Source organism: Enterobacter mori (genome assembly GCF_025244905.1).
GTDB lineage: Bacteria > Pseudomonadota > Gammaproteobacteria > Enterobacterales > Enterobacteriaceae > Enterobacter > Enterobacter mori_A.
Window position 1 is genome coordinate 3,240,435 of sequence record NZ_CP104285.1, and the last position, 18,845, is coordinate 3,259,279.

The 18,845-nt window shown below is 53.8% G+C and carries 16 protein-coding genes; 3 read left to right on the forward strand and 13 right to left on the reverse strand.

The features are described from left to right. The 9 genes from nuoI to lrhA all read right to left on the reverse strand — a co-directional run bounded on the left by nuoI (window position 1) and on the right by lrhA (window position 10,737). Window positions 1–543 carry an NADH-quinone oxidoreductase subunit NuoI gene (gene nuoI, locus N2K86_RS15230; RefSeq protein ID WP_010433353.1) on the reverse strand — a complete coding sequence of 181 codons (543 nt, stop codon included), beginning with the start codon at window positions 541–543 and terminating at the stop codon, window positions 1–3. A 13-nt stretch (window positions 544–556) separates the two neighbouring features. Further along, window positions 557–1,534 carry an NADH-quinone oxidoreductase subunit NuoH gene (gene nuoH / locus N2K86_RS15235; protein WP_010433351.1) on the reverse strand — a complete coding sequence of 326 codons (978 nt, stop codon included), beginning with the start codon at window positions 1,532–1,534 and terminating at the stop codon, window positions 557–559. Next, a complete protein-coding gene (nuoG, locus tag N2K86_RS15240; protein WP_260659172.1) occupies window positions 1,531–4,254 on the reverse strand; it encodes an NADH-quinone oxidoreductase subunit NuoG in 2,724 nt (907 codons plus the stop codon). Before nuoG ends, nuoH begins: the two co-directional genes overlap by 4 nt. A 54-nt stretch (window positions 4,255–4,308) precedes the next feature. Further along, window positions 4,309–5,646, reverse strand: coding sequence for an NADH-quinone oxidoreductase subunit NuoF (gene nuoF / locus N2K86_RS15245; protein ID WP_260659173.1), 1,338 nt, complete (start codon window positions 5,644–5,646; stop codon window positions 4,309–4,311). Beyond that, complete coding sequence (nuoE, locus tag N2K86_RS15250) at window positions 5,643–6,143, reverse strand: NADH-quinone oxidoreductase subunit NuoE (protein ID WP_006176513.1); 501 nt, start codon at window positions 6,141–6,143, stop codon at window positions 5,643–5,645. The genes nuoF and nuoE overlap by 4 nt, the downstream gene beginning before the upstream one ends. A 2-nt stretch (window positions 6,144–6,145) precedes the next feature. Further along, complete coding sequence (nuoC, locus tag N2K86_RS15255; RefSeq protein WP_014071108.1) at window positions 6,146–7,948, reverse strand: NADH-quinone oxidoreductase subunit C/D; 1,803 nt, start codon at window positions 7,946–7,948, stop codon at window positions 6,146–6,148. A gap of 89 nt (window positions 7,949–8,037) precedes the next feature. Next, window positions 8,038–8,712, reverse strand: a complete 675-nt coding sequence (gene nuoB, locus N2K86_RS15260) for an NADH-quinone oxidoreductase subunit NuoB (protein ID WP_003861482.1) — start codon at window positions 8,710–8,712, stop codon at window positions 8,038–8,040. A gap of 15 nt (window positions 8,713–8,727) precedes the next feature. Then, a complete protein-coding gene (gene nuoA, locus N2K86_RS15265; RefSeq protein WP_010433335.1) occupies window positions 8,728–9,168 on the reverse strand; it encodes an NADH-quinone oxidoreductase subunit NuoA in 441 nt (146 codons plus the stop codon). Window positions 9,169–9,798: 630 nt separating this feature from the next. Next, complete coding sequence (lrhA, locus tag N2K86_RS15270) at window positions 9,799–10,737, reverse strand: transcriptional regulator LrhA (protein WP_089597911.1); 939 nt, start codon at window positions 10,735–10,737, stop codon at window positions 9,799–9,801. Window positions 10,738–11,676: 939 nt separating this feature from the next. On the opposite strand from lrhA, the gene alaA reads away from it, so the two are divergent. Both alaA and yfbR read left to right on the forward strand, forming a co-directional pair. Further along, window positions 11,677–12,891, forward strand: coding sequence for an alanine transaminase AlaA (alaA, locus tag N2K86_RS15275; protein ID WP_008500204.1), 1,215 nt, complete (start codon window positions 11,677–11,679; stop codon window positions 12,889–12,891). A gap of 118 nt (window positions 12,892–13,009) precedes the next feature. Then, a complete protein-coding gene (gene yfbR, locus N2K86_RS15280) occupies window positions 13,010–13,609 on the forward strand; it encodes a 5'-deoxynucleotidase (protein ID WP_028016242.1) in 600 nt (199 codons plus the stop codon). A 53-nt stretch (window positions 13,610–13,662) separates the two neighbouring features. On the opposite strand, the gene N2K86_RS15285 is transcribed toward yfbR, so the two are convergent. The 4 genes from N2K86_RS15285 to yfbV all read right to left on the reverse strand — a co-directional run bounded on the left by N2K86_RS15285 (window position 13,663) and on the right by yfbV (window position 17,285). Next, on the reverse strand, window positions 13,663–15,495 hold the full coding sequence (locus N2K86_RS15285; protein WP_260659174.1) for an SLC13 family permease: 1,833 nt from the start codon (window positions 15,493–15,495) through the stop codon (window positions 13,663–13,665). A 75-nt stretch (window positions 15,496–15,570) separates the two neighbouring features. Then, entirely contained in the window at window positions 15,571–16,230 is a 660-nt protein-coding gene (locus N2K86_RS15290; protein WP_260659175.1) for a sugar phosphatase, read from the reverse strand. Window positions 16,231–16,241: 11 nt separating this feature from the next. Further along, entirely contained in the window at window positions 16,242–16,736 is a 495-nt protein-coding gene (locus N2K86_RS15295; RefSeq protein WP_221550864.1) for a YfbU family protein, read from the reverse strand. A 93-nt stretch (window positions 16,737–16,829) separates the two neighbouring features. After that, window positions 16,830–17,285 carry a terminus macrodomain insulation protein YfbV gene (gene yfbV, locus N2K86_RS15300; RefSeq protein WP_260659176.1) on the reverse strand — a complete coding sequence of 152 codons (456 nt, stop codon included), beginning with the start codon at window positions 17,283–17,285 and terminating at the stop codon, window positions 16,830–16,832. Window positions 17,286–17,622: 337 nt separating this feature from the next. Here yfbV and ackA point away from each other — a divergent pair, with 337 nt between their 5' ends. After that, window positions 17,623–18,825 (forward strand): acetate kinase, encoded by a 1,203-nt coding sequence (gene ackA / locus N2K86_RS15305; protein ID WP_010433314.1) that lies wholly within the window; start codon window positions 17,623–17,625, stop codon window positions 18,823–18,825. Window positions 18,826–18,845: the final 20 nt, after the last annotated feature.

Genomic DNA, 18,845 nt, shown 5'->3' on the forward strand with positions numbered 1-18,845 from the left:
TTACGGTAACAGGCTCTTGACGTCGATAGGCTTAGCTTCGTTCTCTGCTTCGCCCTTATCTTTGCCGTCGATTGCCATACCCGCCATCCGGTAGAAGTTATATTCCGGGTATTTGCCCGGACCGGAAATCAGCAGATCCTCTTTCTCGTACACCAGGTCCTGACGCTTGTACTCACCCAGTTCGAAATCTGGAGTCAGCTGAATCGCCGTGGTTGGGCACGCTTCTTCACACAGACCGCAGAAGATGCAGCGTGAGAAGTTGATGCGGAAGAACTCAGGATACCAGCGGCCGTCTACCGTCTCGGCTTTTTGCAGAGAGATACAGCCTACCGGGCACGCTACCGCACACAGGTTACAGGCAACGCAGCGCTCGGATCCGTCCGGGTCGCGCGTCAGCACGATACGGCCACGGTAGCGCGGCGGCAGATATACCGGCTCTTCCGGGTACATCTGGGTTTCGCGTTTGGCAAACGCGTGCAGGCCGATCATCCAGATACTGCGTACCTGGGTGCCGAAACCTACTAATAATTCTTTTAAGGTCATGGTCTAAAGCCCCTTATGGCTGCTGCCAGAGAATGACAGCCGCCGTTACCAACAAGTTGACGAGCGTTAGCGGCAGGCACACTTTCCAGCCGAAGGACATTACCTGGTCATAACGCGGACGCGGTAAGGACGCACGAATCAAAATGAACATCATCATGAAGAACGCGGTTTTCAGCGCGAACCAGATGAACGGCGGTAAGAACGGGCCATGCCAGCCACCAAAGAACAGCGTTACCATCAACGCGGAAATGGTGACGATACCGATGTACTCGCCCACGAAGAACAGACCGAATTTCATACCGGAATATTCAATGTGGTAACCGTCGGCCAGTTCCTGTTCGGCTTCTGGCTGGTCAAACGGGTGACGGTGACACACCGCCACGCCCGCGATAGCAAAGGTAATAAACCCAAAGAACTGCGGGATAACGTTCCAGATGTCGGCCTGGTTGTTGACGATGTCGGTCATGTTAAATGAACCGGCCTGCGCCACCACGCCCATCAGGGAGAGACCCAGGAACACTTCGTAGCTCAGCGTCTGCGCGGAAGCACGCATCGCACCCAGCAGGGAGTATTTGTTGTTACTGGACCAGCCTGCGAACAGCACCGCGTAAACCGCGAGGCCGGCCATCATCAGGAAGAACAGAATGCCGATGTTCAGGTCAGCGACCACCCAGGTCGGGCTGACCGGAACGATGGCAAATGCCAGCAGCAGCGAGGTGAAGGCGATCATCGGTGCCAGAGTAAAGATCACACGGTCAGAGAAGCGTGGGATCCAGTCCTCTTTAAAGAACATCTTGATCATGTCCGCCACCAGCTGGAGTGAACCACCCCAGCCCACGCGGTTCGGTCCGTAACGGTTCTGGAACAGACCGAGCAGACGACGTTCGCCAAAGCTCATGAATGCGCCGCAGGTAACCACCACCAGCAGAATCACAACCGCTTTCAGAATGCTCAGCAGGATGTCGATAAGATCCGGCGTTAACCAACTCATGCTTTTGCCTCCTGCAGATTATCAAGACGCGCACCCGCCAGAACCGGCGCGATGCCAGGCATACCCATCGGCAGACCCACCTGCCCTGCTGTCAGACCTTCAGAAATAATCAGCGGCAGGCTGATGGTCTGGCCGTCATAGCTAAAGGCAATGTTCGCGCCCGCGTTAACGCCAAGCTTCGCGGCATCCGCCGGGTTGAGCTTGATGTACGGCTGCGGCATGCGGGTCTGGAAGACCGGTGAACGCTGGGACAGCTCGTCGCTACCGAACAGATGGTAGTACGGCGCGATACGCCAGTTGCCATCCTGCGCCTGGAAGCTCGCCGGTACGGTGGTGAAGAAGTCCAGACCGGTTTCGGAGGCTTCAATCAGACGCACGCCCGGATCGCCGTGGCGCAGGGAGCCACCCACTTCAGCCTGGAACTTGTTCCATGCCTGCGGGGAGTTCCAGCCCGGTGCCCACGCGAATGGGATTTGCGAACGCGGCGCAGACGGCTGGTTGTTCCCTTCCATGGAGAAGGCGAACATGGTGTCTTTATCCTGCGGCTGGCGCGGTTCGTGCACGCTGATGTTGGCGCGCATCGCGGTACGACCGCTGTAACGGTGCGGTTCACGTGCCAGTTTCTGGCCGCGAATGCGGAAGCTTGCTTCAGGTGCGGCATCTTTAATGCCTGCCAGCTGAGGCAGTTTTTCGACTACCGCGTCGATAACGTGGTCGAGTTGCGTCCAGTCCACTTCACGGCTCTGCACGGTGCTGTGCAGGGAGTGCAGCCAGCGCCAGCTTTCCAGCATCACGGTGTTGCTGTCGTAGTACGCCGGGTCATAAACCTGGAAGAAACGCTGCGCGCGGCCTTCGTTGTTGATCACCGTACCGTCGCTTTCTGCGAAACTTGCCGCAGAGAGCACCAGGTGCGCTTTGTCCATGATCGCGGTGCGCTGATGGTCAATCACCATCACCAGCGGCGCTTTGGAGAGCGCGGCGTCAACGCGTGCAGCAGAAGCATGGCGATGCAGGTCATTTTCCAGCACCACAACGGCGTCAGCAGAACCGGATTCCAGTTCGCTTAACGCTGCTTCCAGCGAGCCGCCGCCAATCATACCCAGACCGATGCTGTTCACCGCACGGGCAATCATGGTCACGCCGACGTCCGCACCGCGGCCTTTCAGGGCTTTGGCAACGTTGGCTGCTGCCTGAATGATTTCGGCGCTGCCGGCGTTGGTACCGGAAATAATCAGCGGTTTCTTCGCACCCGCCAGGGCCTGAACAATCACGTCGACCTTGTTCTGCAGGTCGCGATCCAGTTCAACGGCAGGCGAGTTGCTGTCCAGCGCGTGCGCAATCGCAAATCCAAGACGCGCCTGATCTTCCACCGGTGCGCAGTAGGTCCACGCCGCGATGTCGTCCAGACGGGTATTGTCAACGTTGGTCACAAACAGAGGATGCTTCGCGCGCTGGCCGATGTTCAGGATCGCCGCAATCTGCCAGTCGGCCACTTTCTGCGCGGCCGCCATTTCACGTGCTTTACCCTTCACCGCCTGACGAACCGCCAGAGCCGCGCGTGCGCCGGTCTGCGTCAGGTCTTCACCCAGCACCAGAACCGCATCGTAGGATTCAATTTCGCGCAGCGCAGGGGTATGAATACCGCCTTCACGCAGCACTTTCAGTACCAGCTGCAGACGTTCCTGCTCGCCCTGGGCGATACCGGTATAGAAGTTTTCCACGCCAACCAGCTCGCGCAGCGCGAAGTTGCTTTCGATGCTGGCGCGTGGGGAGCCGATACCGATCACTTTCTTCGACTGGCGCAGAATATCTGCCGCGCCCTGCATCGCCTGTTCAGCGTTCAGGGTGATGACGTCATCGCCACGGCGCTGAACCGGCTGACGCGGACGGTCTTTCAGGTTCACATAGCCATAGCCGAAACGACCGCGATCGCACAGGAAGTAGTGGTTAACGGTACCGTTATAACGGTTTTCGATACGGCGCAGTTCGCCGTAACGCTCACCCGGGCTGGTGTTACAGCCGAGGGAACACTGCTGGCAGATGCTTGGCGCAAACTGCATGTCCCATTTACGGTTGTAACGCTCGGAGTGGGTTTTATCCGTGAATACGCCGGTCGGGCAGATTTCGACCAGGTTACCGGAGAATTCGCTTTCAAGCGTACCGTCTTCCGGACGACCGAAGTAGACGTTGTCATGTGCGCCATACACGCCCAGATCCTGACCGTCTGCATAATCTTTGTAGTAACGCACGCAGCGGTAGCAGGCGATGCAACGGTTCATTTCGTGAGAGATGAACGGCCCCAGATCCTGATTACGGTGGGTACGCTTGGTAAAGCGATAGCGACGGAAGCTGTGACCAGTCATGACGGTCATATCCTGAAGGTGGCAGTTACCGCCCTCTTCACAAACCGGACAGTCGTGCGGGTGGTTGGTCATCAACCATTCCACCACGCTTTCACGGAACTGTTTGGCTTCTTCGTCATCAATCGAAATAAAGGTGCCTTCGGTGGCTGGCGTCATACAGGACATCACCAGGCGACCACGCGTGTCTTCCGCGTTTTGATATTGCTTCACCGCACACTGGCGGCAAGCACCGACGCTGCCCAGCGCCGGATGCCAGCAAAAGTACGGAATATCGAGGCCAAGAGACAGACAAGCTTCCAGCAGGTTGTCCGCCCCGTTGACTTCGTATTCTTTGCCGTCTACATGAATCGTAGCCATTAGCATGCTTCCAGTTGGCTCGAATTGCTTCGAGCGTTAATCAAAATTCTGTTTTTACCAGCGCGCTTTCAGCAGGTTCGGCTGAATACCATTGATCGAATGGGTATTGCTGAACGGCTGCTTGATGCCTGCTTCGAATTCGTCGCGGAAATATTTAATCGCGCTTTGCAGCGGCTCGACGGCACCCGGTGCGTGGGCACAGAAGGTTTTACCTGGCCCTAAGAATCGACACAGTTGCTCAAGTGTCTCGATATCGCCAGGCTGGCCTTCGCCACGTTCAATAGCACGCAGGATCTTCACGCTCCACGGCAGACCGTCACGGCACGGTGTGCACCAGCCGCAGGACTCGCGGGCGAAGAACTCTTCCAGGTTACGCACCAGCGAGACCATGCCGATCTCGTGATCGACGGCCATCGCCAGCGCCGTACCCAGACGGCTGCCTGCTTTACCAATGCTTTCGAATTCCATCGGCAGATCAAGGTGGGCTTCGGTCAGGAAGTCTGTCCCTGCCCCACCCGGCTGCCAGGCTTTGAATTTCAGGCCATCGCGCATGCCGCCGGCGTAGTCTTCAAGAATTTCGCGTGCGGTGGTACCGAACGGCAGTTCCCAGACGCCAGGATTTTTAACGCGACCGGAGAAGCCCATCAGCTTGGTACCGGCATCTTTACTTGACGAGATGCCCTGATACCACTCCACGCCGTTCGCGAGGATAGCCGGAACGTTACACAGGGTTTCGACGTTGTTTACGCAGGTCGGTTTACCCCATACGCCGGAGCTTGCCGGGAACGGTGGCTTGGAACGCGGGTTCGCGCGGCGGCCTTCCAGGGAGTTAATCAGCGCGGTCTCTTCACCGCAGATGTAACGCCCGGCACCGGTGTGCACGAACAGTTCGAAGTTAAAACCGGTTCCCAGAATGTTTTTACCCAGCAGACCCGCTTCGGTGGCTTCGGCAATCGCGCGACGCAGGTTTTCCGCCGCTTCGATGTACTCACCGCGCAGGAAGATGTAGCCACGGTAGGCTTTCAGCGCAAACGCGGAGATCAGCATGCCTTCCACCAGCAGGTGCGGCAGCTGTTCCATCAGCAGGCGGTCTTTATAGGTGCCCGGCTCCATTTCATCGGCGTTACACAGCAGGTAACGGATGTTCATGGATTCGTCTTTCGGCATCAGGCTCCACTTCAGACCGGTGGAGAAGCCCGCACCGCCGCGCCCTTTCAGGCCGGAGTCTTTTACCGCGTTAACGATATCGTCCGGTGCCATGCCGCCAAGGGCTTTACGCGCACCGGCATAGCCGTTTTTGCTTTCGTATTCTTCAAGCCATACCGGCTGTTTATCATCGCGCAGACGCCAGGTCAGCGGATGCGTCTCAGCAGTACGAATTACAGTTTTCATTTGTACTGCTCCAGCAGGTCAGGAATCGCTTCCGGCGTCAGATGGCTGTGAGTGTCCTCATCAATCATCATGGTCGGCCCCTTGTCGCAGTTACCCAGGCAGCAGGTCGGCAGCAGAGTAAAGCGTCCATCGAACGTGGTCTGGCCCGGCTTGATATTGAGCTTCTTCTCAATCGCAGCCTGAATGCCCTGATAACCGGTGATGTGGCAGACAACGCTGTCACAGTAGCGGATCACATGGCGGCCAACCGGCTGACGGAAGATCTGGCTGTAGAACGTGGCTACGCCTTCTACGTCACTTGCCGGAATACCCAGCACTTTCGCGATCTCGTAGATCGCCCCATCCGGCACCCAGCCACGCTGTTTCTGTACGATTTTCAGCGCTTCAATGGACGCCGCACGCGGGTCTTCGTAGTGGTGCATCTCGTGCTCAATAGCGGCACGTTCTGCTTCACTCAGCTCAAAAGCCTCGGTCTGTGGTTGTTGATTCTCGTGCATAATTAGCGGTCCACATCTGACATAACAAAATCGATACTACCCAGATACACAATCAGGTCGGAGACCAGACTGCCGCGAATGGCGGCGGGGATCTGCTGCAGGTGCGCGAAGCTTGGCGTACGTACTCGCGTACGGTAGCTCATGGTGCTGCCGTCGCTGGTCAGGTAGTAACTGTTGATACCCTTGGTCGCTTCAATCATCTGGAAGGACTCCTGCGCCGGCATGACCGGACCCCAGGAAACCTGCAGGAAGTGGGTGATCAGGGTTTCGATATGTTGCAGCGTGCGCTCTTTCGGTGGCGGCGTGGTCAGCGGGTGATCCGCTTTGAACGGGCCTTCCGGCATGTTGTTGAGGCACTGCTCAAGGATGCGCAGACTCTGGCGCAGCTCTTCCACTTTCAGCATCACGCGGGTGTAGCAGTCGGAAACGCCGCCGCCCACCGGGACTTCAAAGTCGAAGTTCTCGTAGCCAGAGTAAGGACGGGCTTTACGCACGTCGAAATCAATACCGGTCGCACGCAGACCTGCACCTGTCGTCCCCCACTCCAGCGCTTCTTTCGCACCGTAGGCAGCAACACCCTGAGAACGACCTTTCAGGATGGTGTTACGCAGCGCGGCTTTCTCGTAAGAGGCCAGACGTTTTGGCATCCAGTCGAGGAATTCACGCAGCAGACGGTCCCAGCCGCGCGGCAGATCGTGTGCCACACCGCCGATACGGAACCAGGCCGGGTGCATACGGAAACCGGTAATCGCTTCCACCAGATCGTAGATTTTCTGACGGTCAGTAAAGGCGAAGAATACCGGGGTCATCGCGCCGACGTCCTGAATGAACGTGGAGATGTACAGCAGGTGGCTGTTGATACGGAACAGTTCTGACAGCATGACGCGAATCACGTTAACGCGATCCGGCGTGGTGATTCCCGCCAGTTTCTCAACGGCCAGCACGTATGGCATTTCGTTTACGCAGCCGCCGAGGTACTCAATACGGTCGGTATACGGAATGTAGCTGTGCCAGGACTGACGCTCGCCCATCTTCTCAGCACCACGGTGGTGGTAGCCGATGTCAGGCACGCAGTCGACAATCTCTTCGCCGTCAAGCTGAAGAATAATACGGAATGCACCGTGCGCAGACGGGTGGTTTGGACCGAGGTTGAGGAACATGAAGTCCTCGTTTTCGGTACCGCGCTTCATGCCCCAGTCTTCCGGCTTGAAGGTCAGCGCTTCCATCTCCAGATCCTGCTTGGCTTTGGTCAGCTCAAACGGGTCGAATTCAGTTGCACGTGCCGGGTAGTCTTTACGCAGCGGGTGGCCGGTCCAGGTCTGCGGCATCATGATGCGCGTCAGGTGCGGGTGGCCGTCGAAGGTCATACCGAACATTTCCCAGGTTTCACGCTCATACCAGTTAGCGTTCGGGAACAGTTTGGTGATCGTCGGCAGATGCATGTCGTTTTCAGACAATGCCACCTTGAGCATGATATCCGTATTACGGTCTATTGAGATCAGGTGGTAGAAAACGGAAAAATCCGCAGCAGGGAGACCCTGGCGGTGCGTACGCAGACGTTCATCCATGCCGTGTAAGTCAAACAGCATGACGTAAGGTTTCGGCAATTTCTTGAGGAAATCGACCACTTCCAGTAATTGCTCACGCTTCACCCAAACAACGGGTACCCCGGTGCGGGTGGCCTGAACAGTAAAGGCATCCGGCCCAAAACGGTTGCGCAGTTCGCCAATGACTGGGTCATCGAGATGATCCCGTGTCTGCCAGGCGGCTTCTTGCGCGGTTAAGTCGGTCATATTGTTCACCATTGCAAATGGTCCGTGGTGACTGTTAAGCCTGGCTTCGCGCTATTTGAGTAGTGATATGCGAAGGTAGTCTCCAGGCCCACAGGCGCAAATTAAATTTCGTCAGGCGTACGCAGATTGGTGACGGCAATACGTTCACCACGTTTACGCTCGCGCTCAGACTGCATGTTCGCGCGATACACACCCTGATCGCCAACAACCCACGACAGCGGGCGGCGTTCTTTACCGATAGACTCCTGCAGCAGCATCAGCGCCTGCATGTAGGCTTCCGGACGCGGCGGGCAGCCCGGGATGTACACATCCACCGGGATGAACTTATCTACGCCCTGCACGACAGAGTAAATGTCGTACATACCGCCGGAGTTTGCACACGCGCCCATGGAGATAACCCATTTAGGCTCCAGCATCTGGTCATAGAGACGTTGAATAACCGGTGCCATCTTGGTAAAGCACGTTCCGGCCACCACCATCAGGTCAGCCTGACGTGGGGAAGCACGGAGTACCTCTGCCCCAAAACGCGCAACGTCATGCACCGCAGTGAATGACGTCACCATTTCAACGTAGCAGCAAGAAAGGCCAAAGTTGTAAGGCCAGATGGAGTTCTTACGACCCCAGTTGACCATATCGTGCATAGCATGTTCGAGCTTGCCCATGTACACGCTTTTATTGACTTCTTGCTCCAGGGGGTCGGTTACGATCTCCTGTTTTTGCAGGGGGTAACGGTCATTCTCACCGTTAGGATCTATGCGGGTGAGCGTATAATCCATCTTATTGCCTCGCTGTTACTGCTGACGATTAGAGATACTGTTTTCCGGGTTGATCTGCTCACGGCGTGAACGCGCAGGCGTCCAGTCCAGCGCGCCAATACGCACCAGATAAACCAGACCGGCCAGTAACACTAAAATGAAAATTGCGGCCTCGACAAAGCCCACCCAACCACTTTCGCGAATGGAGGTCGACCATGCGAAAAGGTAAAGCGCTTCCACGTCGAAGATGACGAAGAACATGGCTACCAGATAGAACTTGGCAGACAGGCGTAAGCGAGCGGTACCTACTGAATCAATACCTGATTCGAAAGGTGTGTTTTTGTGCCTTGCGCGGGCGCGACCGCCCAGGAACCAGCCGCCGACTAACATCAGGCAGCACAGGCCAATGGCTACAATAAGAAAGATTGCGAATGCCCAGTGATGAGCGATGACTTCTGTGGATGTTGACATACTCATTGCTTACTCATCAAAAGTGATACCAACGACACTGCTCTTGCTGGCAGATGGGCATCACATCGATTCATGGGGAGGAACAAATAACCTTACACTAACTGTCAGAAATGAGACATAGACAGCAAAATGATGGGGTTTTTTACTCCTTTCTATAACCTTTTGTCAACTTTAACAAAGGTTTCTTCACATTAAATGACATCGAGCGATTCTCATTAACATTTGGTGCCCTTTAACCCTGGTGGGTACATGACTTTCCGTCAAATGTAGGTTGTTGAATCGTGTCCGTTTTGGAAGTAAAAAAAATAACCCTCCTATTTTGACAGGATTTGCCAACGATTCCTCCCCCCAAATAGGAGTATTTTCTTGATCTGAGACACGCTTTTGTTAATTCAACCAAGAAACCGGCAACATATTTCCTGTTTTTTTAACATTGAACAGAGAAGCGGCAAGTTAGAACGGAAAACGAACACGATTTAACCAAAAGCATTTAGATCATTGATATATAGAGCTTATCTGATGAAACCCTGTATTCGGAAAGGGTTTTTTTACCAAAAAAAAACCACTTCACGCGAAAATCGCGCGAGTGGCTCTTTTTTACACTTACAATTTGTTACGAGAATTTTGAGTGTTTGATCACTCAAAGTCCCCTTCAACGATCAGGGAGTCATCCCCCCCTTCCGGAGTAACATGCTCGTATTGCCAGGGGTTATGGTAGTTTTCCATCGCCTCAAACACGACTTTCGCCAGCTCGTTATTGCTGGTTGCATTGTGGCATAACAGATACTCCGTATCCGGCAACGCAGGAAGACCATCACTTTTACCCAACACGCGGAGATCCGGACTCATCATTTCCACCGGACGCGCTGTTACGCCGAGCCCCGCTTTCACGGCAGCTCGAACAGCGGGTAGCGTTGAGGCCACATAGGCCAAACGCCACGGAATGTTGGCCTCGTTGAGCGCCGACAGCACCATATCGCGGAACGGACTTGGATCATCCAGTAAGACCAATGGAATGGGCTCACCTTGTTGCAGTACATATTCAGCCGCGCAATACCAATGCGTTGGAGAAGTTCGCAGCGTCAGACAATCAAATTGCCCGGGACGATGCGTAGTGACCACAAGATCCACTTCATTCTCTTTGAGCATCTCAATCATAAAGGCATTACGCTTTACGCTAACATCCAGCGCAAGCTTCGGATAAACCGAACTGATACGATTGAGAAGAAACGGCAATATCGTATCCGCTGACTCATCAGATGCTCCTAATGTTAACACCCCCTGGAGGTTGCTAAACATTAAAGACATACATGCTTCATCATTAAAGCGAAGTATTTTCCTGGCATAACCCAGTAGCTGGATACCGTGTTCCGTTAAGAGCTTATTACGTCCATGACGCGCAAAAAGCTCTTTACCGACCAGTTGCTCCAGCCGCTGCATTTGCTGGCTAACGGCAGACTGGGTTCGGCAAACGGCGGCAGCAGCAGCTGCAAAAGTGTTGAGATCGGCGACCGCAACAAACGTTCTCAGCAGATCGAGGTCGAGATTCATTATCGGACGATTTGCATTTATCATATCTATTCACTTTCAGGTTGCTCGTGCGGAGCTGCCCGGGTTGAAGCTGTGTGTAACAGTTAAGCAATTCCCTCTGAAGGTTTCCCTCGCATCCCGGCCCGGCAGACTGCCTGACAGATAGTTATTGTGCTGCTTTATATCAACAGTCAGAAAGCACGTTTCATGACGTTATTTTTATTCTCTTAAACGTTCAAAAATATTTAGATGTTCGCAGGTTTTTGTAAATTACATTAAAGGCATGACACCTTTACGGCCATCTTTATCGCAGCGCGGTTAACGTAGCAGGATGTGTTCGGCACACACCAGCCAGAGATAAATCCAACAATAACAATCAATTAATTTAGAAGAGCGGTTCCAGATATACAAAACATATGGCTCTGGCACCTGCTTTCCTGAAAGACATCTTAACCCAAATCCACTTTATTTATAAGTCTTATTGCAATATTAAGGATTAAGGGGGACTGTTAAGCCTCTCAACTAATTTTATTAAAATTAACTAAAGTTGCATTTTGTTGGTTAATAATAAATAAATTTTAATTTAGATTAAGACCATTCATTAATAACACTTAACATTAATTTCACATGAGTAACTTTTAGCCAAAGCATGCTATTCCAGCAGTCTGTCTTGAAGCATCTGATTTTACGAAAAGTCACTTAGGGGAACTGCTTACTGCGTTGTGAGCATGGTTTTTATTTTTATCAGCATAATATGGAATTAAATTCAAAATAATCAGAACATTCAACTTAAGAACATACTTATCACATTATCTTAGCACAACAGAACTCACTGTAAGCAGTGAAATAGATTCCACAGGAATTGACGCATTGTACAAAATCTTCTCCTGTATACCCTTCAAAACGAAGCGAGGGGGGAGTACATTGTTCCATGCAGACTTCCACGGCAGGGAGTGGCAATAATAGCGAAAAGGTTAAAGGTTCATGTCCCCTATCGAAAAATCCAGCAAACTAGATAACGTCTGTTACGACATCCGCGGCCCGGTTCTGAAAGAGGCCAAACGCCTTGAAGAAGAAGGCAATAAGGTTCTGAAACTCAACATTGGTAACCCTGCGCCATTTGGTTTTGAAGCGCCGGATGAAATTCTGGTTGATGTGATCCGCAACCTTCCTACTGCACAAGGCTATTGCGATTCAAAAGGACTTTACTCCGCGCGTAAAGCCATCATGCAGCACTATCAGGCGCGCGGTATGCGTGACGTTACCGTTGAAGATATCTATATCGGCAACGGCGTCTCCGAACTGATTGTGCAGGCGATGCAGGCGCTGCTGAACAGCGGCGACGAAATGCTGGTACCTGCGCCGGACTACCCGCTGTGGACGGCAGCCGTATCGCTGTCGAGCGGTAAAGCCGTTCATTATCTCTGTGACGAGTCCTCCGACTGGTTCCCGGACCTTGATGATATTCGCGCGAAAATTACGCCTCGCACGCGTGGCATCGTGATCATTAACCCGAACAATCCGACGGGTGCGGTCTATTCGAAAGAGCTGCTGATGGAGATCGTCGAACTCGCCCGCCAGCACAACCTGATCATTTTCGCCGACGAAATCTACGACAAAATCCTGTACGACGCGGCACAGCACCACTCGATCGCCGCGCTGGCCCCGGATCTGCTGACCGTCACCTTTAACGGCCTGTCTAAAACCTACCGCGTAGCCGGCTTCCGTCAGGGCTGGATGGTACTGAACGGTCCGAAAAAGCACGCCAAAGGCTACATTGAAGGGCTGGAAATGCTGGCGTCGATGCGTTTATGTGCCAACGTTCCGGCACAGCACGCGATCCAGACGGCGCTTGGCGGCTATCAGAGCATTAGCGAGTTTATCGTCCCTGGTGGTCGCCTGTATGAACAGCGTAACCGCGCGTGGGAATTGATCAACGATATTCCTGGCGTCTCCTGCGTGAAACCTAACGGCGCGCTCTATATGTTCCCGAAAATTGACGCGAAGCGCTTCAATATTCACGACGACCAGAAGATGGTGCTCGACTTCCTGCTGCAGGAAAAAGTGCTGCTGGTTCAGGGTACGGCGTTTAACTGGCCTTGGCCTGACCACGTGCGCATTGTAACCCTGCCGCGCGAAGATGACCTCGAAATGGCCATCAGCCGCTTCGGGCGCTTCCTCTCTGGATACCATCAGTAACGTTGCCTTTCTGCCGGGTGGCGCTGCGCTTGCCCGGCCTACAAAATCCGTAAATTTGCATCTTGCCTCCCCTCCCCGCACAATGAACGCCTGTCGCAGTAAAGACAAAAGGTAACCTATGAGTCAGAGTCATTTCTTTGCCCACCTCTCCCGCCTGAAACTCATCAACCGCTGGCCGCTGATGCGCAATGTCCGCACGGAAAATGTGTCAGAGCACAGTCTGCAGGTTGCGATGGTCGCTCACGCGCTGGCCGCCATAAAGAACCGCAAATTTAACGGGCAGGTCAACGCCGAACGTATTGCCCTGCTGGCGATGTACCATGATGCCTCGGAAGTGCTGACCGGCGATCTGCCGACGCCAGTAAAATATTTCAACTCGCAGATTGCGCAGGAATATAAGGCGATTGAGAAGATTGCTCAGCAGAAGCTGATTGATATGGTGCCGGAAGAGTTGCGCGATATCTTTGAACCGCTCATCGATGAACATCAGTACACGGAAGATGAAAAGTCGCTGGTGAAGCAGGCCGACGCGCTGTGTGCCTACCTAAAATGTCTGGAAGAGCTGTCTGCGGGGAATAACGAGTTTTTACTGGCGAAAACGCGTCTGGAAAAAACGCTGGAGTCCCGCCGCAGCGAAGAGATGGATTATTTTATGCAGGTCTTTGTGCCGAGCTTCCATTTATCGCTGGATGAAATCAGCCAGGATTCGCCGTTGTAATTTTTCGCCGGGTGGCGGCTTCGCCTTACCCGGCCTACATTTCTGCACTCTCGCTAAAACGGGAATAAAACCGGAATTAACACCACGCACACCACCATCACCAGCAAGGTGAACGGCACGCCAATCTTTACGAAATCGCTGAATTTATAATTCCCGGGCCCCAGCACCAGCGTGTTCACCGGCGAGGATACCGGCGTCATAAATGCCGCCGAGGCCGCCATCGCCACCATCATCGCGAACGGATACGGCGACACGCCCATGGATTTCGCCATCGCCAGTGCAATAGGCGCCATCAGTACCGCCGTCGCGGTATTGGAGATAAATAGCCCGATGGAGGCGCACATGATAAACAGACAGACCATCATCATATACGGCCCATACCCGCCGCCAACGTCCATCAAGCCTTTAACGATCAAATCCACCCCGCCGGTTTTTTGCAGCGCAAGGGCGAAGGGCATCATCCCGACAATGAGAATAATGCTCGGCCAGTGAATGGCTTTATAGGCGCTTTCGGCGTCGATGCAGCGGAATTTCCCCATCAGCAGGCAGGCGATGATGGCTGCGACCGGATTGGGGATTTCATCGGTCAACATGAGTGCGACCATCAGCACCAGGCAGAAAATCGCGTGAGGTGCCTGGCTGTGCGCCGGTGAGGCATCGCTCTCTTCAACCGGCATATTGAGCACCACAAAATCACGCCCTTTTTGTCCGAGCTGGCTTATCAGCTTCCAGTTACCGACGACGAGAAAGATATCGCCCAGCAGGATCGGCTCATCGACCACTGCACCTTCCATCGCTACGCCATCGCGCTTTAGTCCCACCACGTTCAAACCATAGCGGGTGCGAAAGCCGACTTCGCGCACGGTTTTCCCCAATAGCTCTGATTCCGGGATCAGCGACACTTCGGCCATACCGACATCCAGCGCCTGGTCGGAGAAATACTCGCCGCGCAGCACCATAGGCTCCAGCAGCTGTTCGCTGCAAAACTCACGCAGGTCTACCTCTGCGGTGGACATATCAATCAGCAGAACGTCCCGCGCGCGGAATTCCGACACCCCGTTAACGTTGACGATCACCCGGCGAAAGCGACGCCACCGCTCCACGCCGATGACGTTCGCACCGTAGCGTTCACGGAGCTTAAGATCGTCCAGCCGCTGGCCAATCATCGGTGAGCCGGGACGAATGGCCAGACGTCGGGCACGCCCGGTGAGACGGTACTCTTTAATCAAATCGCGAAAGGTGCGTCGCTTCCAGCCCTCTTTGCTTTTATCCTGATTTTCGCCTTTCAGGGCAAAACGGGTCAGCAGCATGTAGACCACGCCCATCACCAGAACGACCAGTCCAAGCGGGGTGACGCTGAAAAAACTAAAGCCCTGGAATCCTTCGCGGATCAGTTCACTGTTGACAACCAGGTTTGGCGGCGTCGCCACCAGCGTCATCATGCCGCTGATCAAACCGGCAAAGCTCAGTGGCATCATCAGGCGCGACGGCGAGATCTGCATCCGCATGGAGACGCTCAGCACCACCGGAATAAAGATGGCCACCACGCCCGTTGAGCTCATAAATGCTCCCAGTCCGGCAACCGTCACCATCAGGTAGATCAGCATTTTGGTTTCACTGCTGCCCGCCACCTTTACCAGCCACGTACCCATGATGGTCGCCACGCCGGTGCGTACCAGCCCGTCGCCAATGATAAACAGGGCGGCGATAAGAATAACGTTGGGGTCGCTAAACCCGGAGAATGCCTCGGGCAGCGTGAGCGTCCCGCTCAACACAAACGCGACGATGACAAACAGGGCGACGGCATCCATGCGCACCTTGCCTGTAGCGAAAAGAATGATGGCGATTAACAGCAGGCTCAGGACCCAAATCAGTTCACCGTTCACAACCTATCCTTGTCAGTGGAAGATAAGGAATTCTGCCATAAAAAAGCCCCAACAATGTGGGGCTAAATCATGGGATTACATTTTTAGCGAGACGGTTACAACTCCGTCGGGTCCCTTCGTGACGTTAATCGCGGTCAGTGTATTCAGCACAAAATCCGCCTCACTCAACCGGGGAGAGTCCGCCGGGACGTTAACGGCGATCACGTGGCTCCCTGCGTTAAGCCCGGCCAGTACGCCCGCTGCTGCATCTTCCACCACCACGCAGTCCGCTGGTGCAAGGCCCAGCAGCTCTGCCCCAAGCAAGAACGCATCTGGCTCTGGCTTGCCGCGCTTGACGCGCTCTGCAGTAATGAACACCTCTGGCTTCGGTAAACCCGCCGCCTTATGGCGGGCATGGGCTACGGGAATGGAGCCGGAGGTCACAATGGCCCACGGGATATGTGCTTCGTTCAGATGTTCAAGCAGCGCGCGCGCGCCCGGCAGCGCGGTGATGCCTTCCGTATCGGTTGCCTCAATGTTCTCGAGGTATTTGAACTCTGCCTGAATTTCTTCCTCAGTACGTCCCGCTAAGAAGTGTCGCAAAGAGGTAATGGCCTGTTTGCCATGGATGAAATTCAGTACGTCCTGATGGTCGATGCCGTGCCTGTCGGCCCAATGGCACCATGAACGCTCCACTACCGGCAGCGAATCCACCAGCGTACCGTCCAGATCAAACAGAAAACCTTTACACTGCACACGCACCTCCGTCAGGCATTAATGATTTGTTGAATTTCGTTGCTGCTTAAATGGTACTGGCGCGGACAGGAGTGCCATACGCCCAGCATGCGCTGGTATTTATCCCACATTGGGGTTTGCGCGTTAAAGCCGTGGGTGCCCGCATCAAAATGGGTATAGCGCCCTTCGGTATTCACCATAAAGCGAACGTAGCTCAGATAGCGCGCTTCCGTCGCGGCATCAAAGCCTAAGAAGGTCACGCGGCGCTCGTCAATGGACTGGCGATCTTTGAGATTCGTCCAGGACACATGCAGAGCATGATACATCTCCATGATGTCGATCACGATGCGGCAGGTTTCTTCTTTCAGTTCGCCAAACTCGCGATCCAGTTCGCGCATCTGTAAACCAAACCCGCGTTCGACGATAGTTTGCAAGCGGCTGTAGCGTTCTGCGTTATCGGGATCAAGCATAGTCATCATCTTGTACTGGTTAGACAAAATCAGACGTTGGGCATGGGTCATTTCCATCTTTCGACTCCTGTAGCGCATTGCACTTTAAAAAAAAAGACACGGTAACTGTTTGTTACTGTGCCTTCTTTTATTAGTCGTTTCGATGATCAATCACAAGTCATCAAGGAATGTTTGATCAAGTTGCTTAAAAGCTCGCTTGAGCGTGTCAGCCAGGGCCTGGTAATCCGGCTTGCCTTCGACAGGGGCCAGCGCCTGACCGGCTTCCTCAAGTTTTCCACGGACTTCATAAAACCAGTGTAAAATTGTAGGCGGCAACGGCGTAATTGAGCGTTTCCCCAGCCACCATAGCCCCTGCATCGGCAGGCTCAGCGCAAAGAGCGCGGTGGCGACGGCAGGCCCAAGCTGGCCGCCGAGGGCAATTTGCCAGCACAGGGTAAAGATGGCAACAGGGGGCATAAAACGAATCGCAAAGCGCGTGGCGCGGATAGTGCGATTCTCTATAAACATCGGCGCGAGGCGCTTTTCCAGTGGCCACGTCTTCGCGTAATGCTGCCCCCGACGAAACAGACTAAAGAAATTCACGGATGGGTTTTCAGGTGTCGACATGGCTGTACCTCAACTTCACATATAAAAATTAAAATTTTTGTGCAAAACCACAACAGGCTATGACAACGTTCAAAATATTTTGTCATCGCTACCCCGTATCGGGTATCCTGTGCCAGCCTGATAGGGCCGTAGACGAAAACCGTTAACTCGTCAAATTATCGCATATTATGCCATTGTCTGAAAAATGTTCAAAATGGCATAAAATCATAGGTATTTCTTTCATTATGCCGGAATGTTCGCCTGGCATGATGTTAATCATAAATGTCTGGGTCATCATGCGTTACGCTTTTAGACTCACTGACGTTTTTTTAGCCACGTATCAATAATAGGTACTTCCATGTCGAGTAAGTTAGTACTGGTTCTGAACTGCGGTAGCTCCTCACTGAAATTCGCCATCATCGATGCGCTCAACGGTGACGAGTACCTCTCTGGTTTGGCCGAATGTTTCCATCTGCCTGAAGCACGTATCAAATGGAAGATGGACGGCAGCAAACAAGAAGCGGCTTTAGGTGCAGGCGCCGCTCACAGTGAAGCGCTGAACTTTATCGTTAACACTATTCTGGCACAAAAACCAGAACTGTCTGCTCAGCTGACTGCGATTGGTCACCGTATCGTCCACGGCGGCGAAAAATACACCAGCTCCGTCGTGATCGACGAATCTGTGATTCAGGGCATCAAAGACTCTGCATCCTTCGCGCCGCTGCACAACCCGGCTCACCTGATCGGTATCGCTGAAGCGCTGAAATCCTTCCCGAATCTGAAAGACAAAAACGTGGCCGTGTTTGACACCGCGTTCCATCAGACCATGCCGGAAGAGTCTTACCTGTATGCCCTGCCGTACAGCCTGTACAAAGAGCATGGTGTTCGTCGTTACGGCGCACACGGCACCAGCCACTTCTATGTGACTCAGGAAGCCGCAAAAGTTCTGAACAAGCCGGTTGAAGAAGTGAACATCATCACCTGCCACCTGGGCAACGGTGGTTCTGTTTCCGCTATCCGCAACGGTAAATGTGTTGATACCTCCATGGGTCTGACCCCGCTGGAAGGTCTGGTGATGGGTACCCGTTCCGGTGACATCGACCCGGCGATCATCTTCCACCTGCACGACACCCTGGGCATGAGCGTTGACGACATCAACAAAATGCTGACCAAAGAGTCTGGCCTGCTGGGTCTGACCGAAGTGACCAGCGACTGCCGTTACGTTGAAGACAACTACGCAGAGAAAGCTGACGCTAAACGTGCAATGGACGTTTACTGCCACCGTCTGGCGAAGTACATCGGTTCTTACACAGCCCTGATGGAAGGCCGTCTGGACGCGGTTATCTTCACCGGTGGTATTGGTGAGAACGCGGCAATGGTTCGTGAACTGTCCCTGGGCAAACTGGGCGTTCTGGGCTTCGAAGTTGATCACGAGCGTAACCTGGCTGCCCGTTTCGGCAAGTCTGGCTTCATCAACAAAGAAGGTACCCGCCCTGCTATCGTTATTCCAACTAACGAAGAGCTGGTCATCGCGCAAGACGCGAACCGTCTGACTGCCTGATTCCACACCGCCAGCAATGC

Excerpts from the sequence above, each read along its gene's own strand:
- nuoI (WP_010433353.1), bottom strand. The coding sequence starts at position 543 with ATGACCTTAAAAGAATTATTAGTAGGTTTCGGCACCCAGGTACGCAGT.
- nuoH (WP_010433351.1), bottom strand. The coding sequence starts at position 1,534 with ATGAGTTGGTTAACGCCGGATCTTATCGACATCCTGCTGAGCATTCTG.
- nuoG (WP_260659172.1), bottom strand. The coding sequence starts at position 4,254 with ATGGCTACGATTCATGTAGACGGCAAAGAATACGAAGTCAACGGGGCG.
- nuoF (WP_260659173.1), bottom strand. The coding sequence starts at position 5,646 with ATGAAAACTGTAATTCGTACTGCTGAGACGCATCCGCTGACCTGGCGT.
- nuoE (WP_006176513.1), bottom strand. The coding sequence starts at position 6,143 with ATGCACGAGAATCAACAACCACAGACCGAGGCTTTTGAGCTGAGTGAA.
- nuoC (WP_014071108.1), bottom strand. The coding sequence starts at position 7,948 with ATGGTGAACAATATGACCGACTTAACCGCGCAAGAAGCCGCCTGGCAG.
- nuoB (WP_003861482.1), bottom strand. The coding sequence starts at position 8,712 with ATGGATTATACGCTCACCCGCATAGATCCTAACGGTGAGAATGACCGT.
- nuoA (WP_010433335.1), bottom strand. The coding sequence starts at position 9,168 with ATGAGTATGTCAACATCCACAGAAGTCATCGCTCATCACTGGGCATTC.
- lrhA (WP_089597911.1), bottom strand. The coding sequence starts at position 10,737 with ATGATAAATGCAAATCGTCCGATAATGAATCTCGACCTCGATCTGCTG.
- alaA (WP_008500204.1), top strand. The coding sequence starts at position 11,677 with ATGTCCCCTATCGAAAAATCCAGCAAACTAGATAACGTCTGTTACGAC.
- yfbR (WP_028016242.1), top strand. The coding sequence starts at position 13,010 with ATGAGTCAGAGTCATTTCTTTGCCCACCTCTCCCGCCTGAAACTCATC.
- N2K86_RS15295 (WP_221550864.1), bottom strand. The coding sequence starts at position 16,736 with ATGGAAATGACCCATGCCCAACGTCTGATTTTGTCTAACCAGTACAAG.
- yfbV (WP_260659176.1), bottom strand. The coding sequence starts at position 17,285 with ATGTCGACACCTGAAAACCCATCCGTGAATTTCTTTAGTCTGTTTCGT.
- ackA (WP_010433314.1), top strand. The coding sequence starts at position 17,623 with ATGTCGAGTAAGTTAGTACTGGTTCTGAACTGCGGTAGCTCCTCACTG.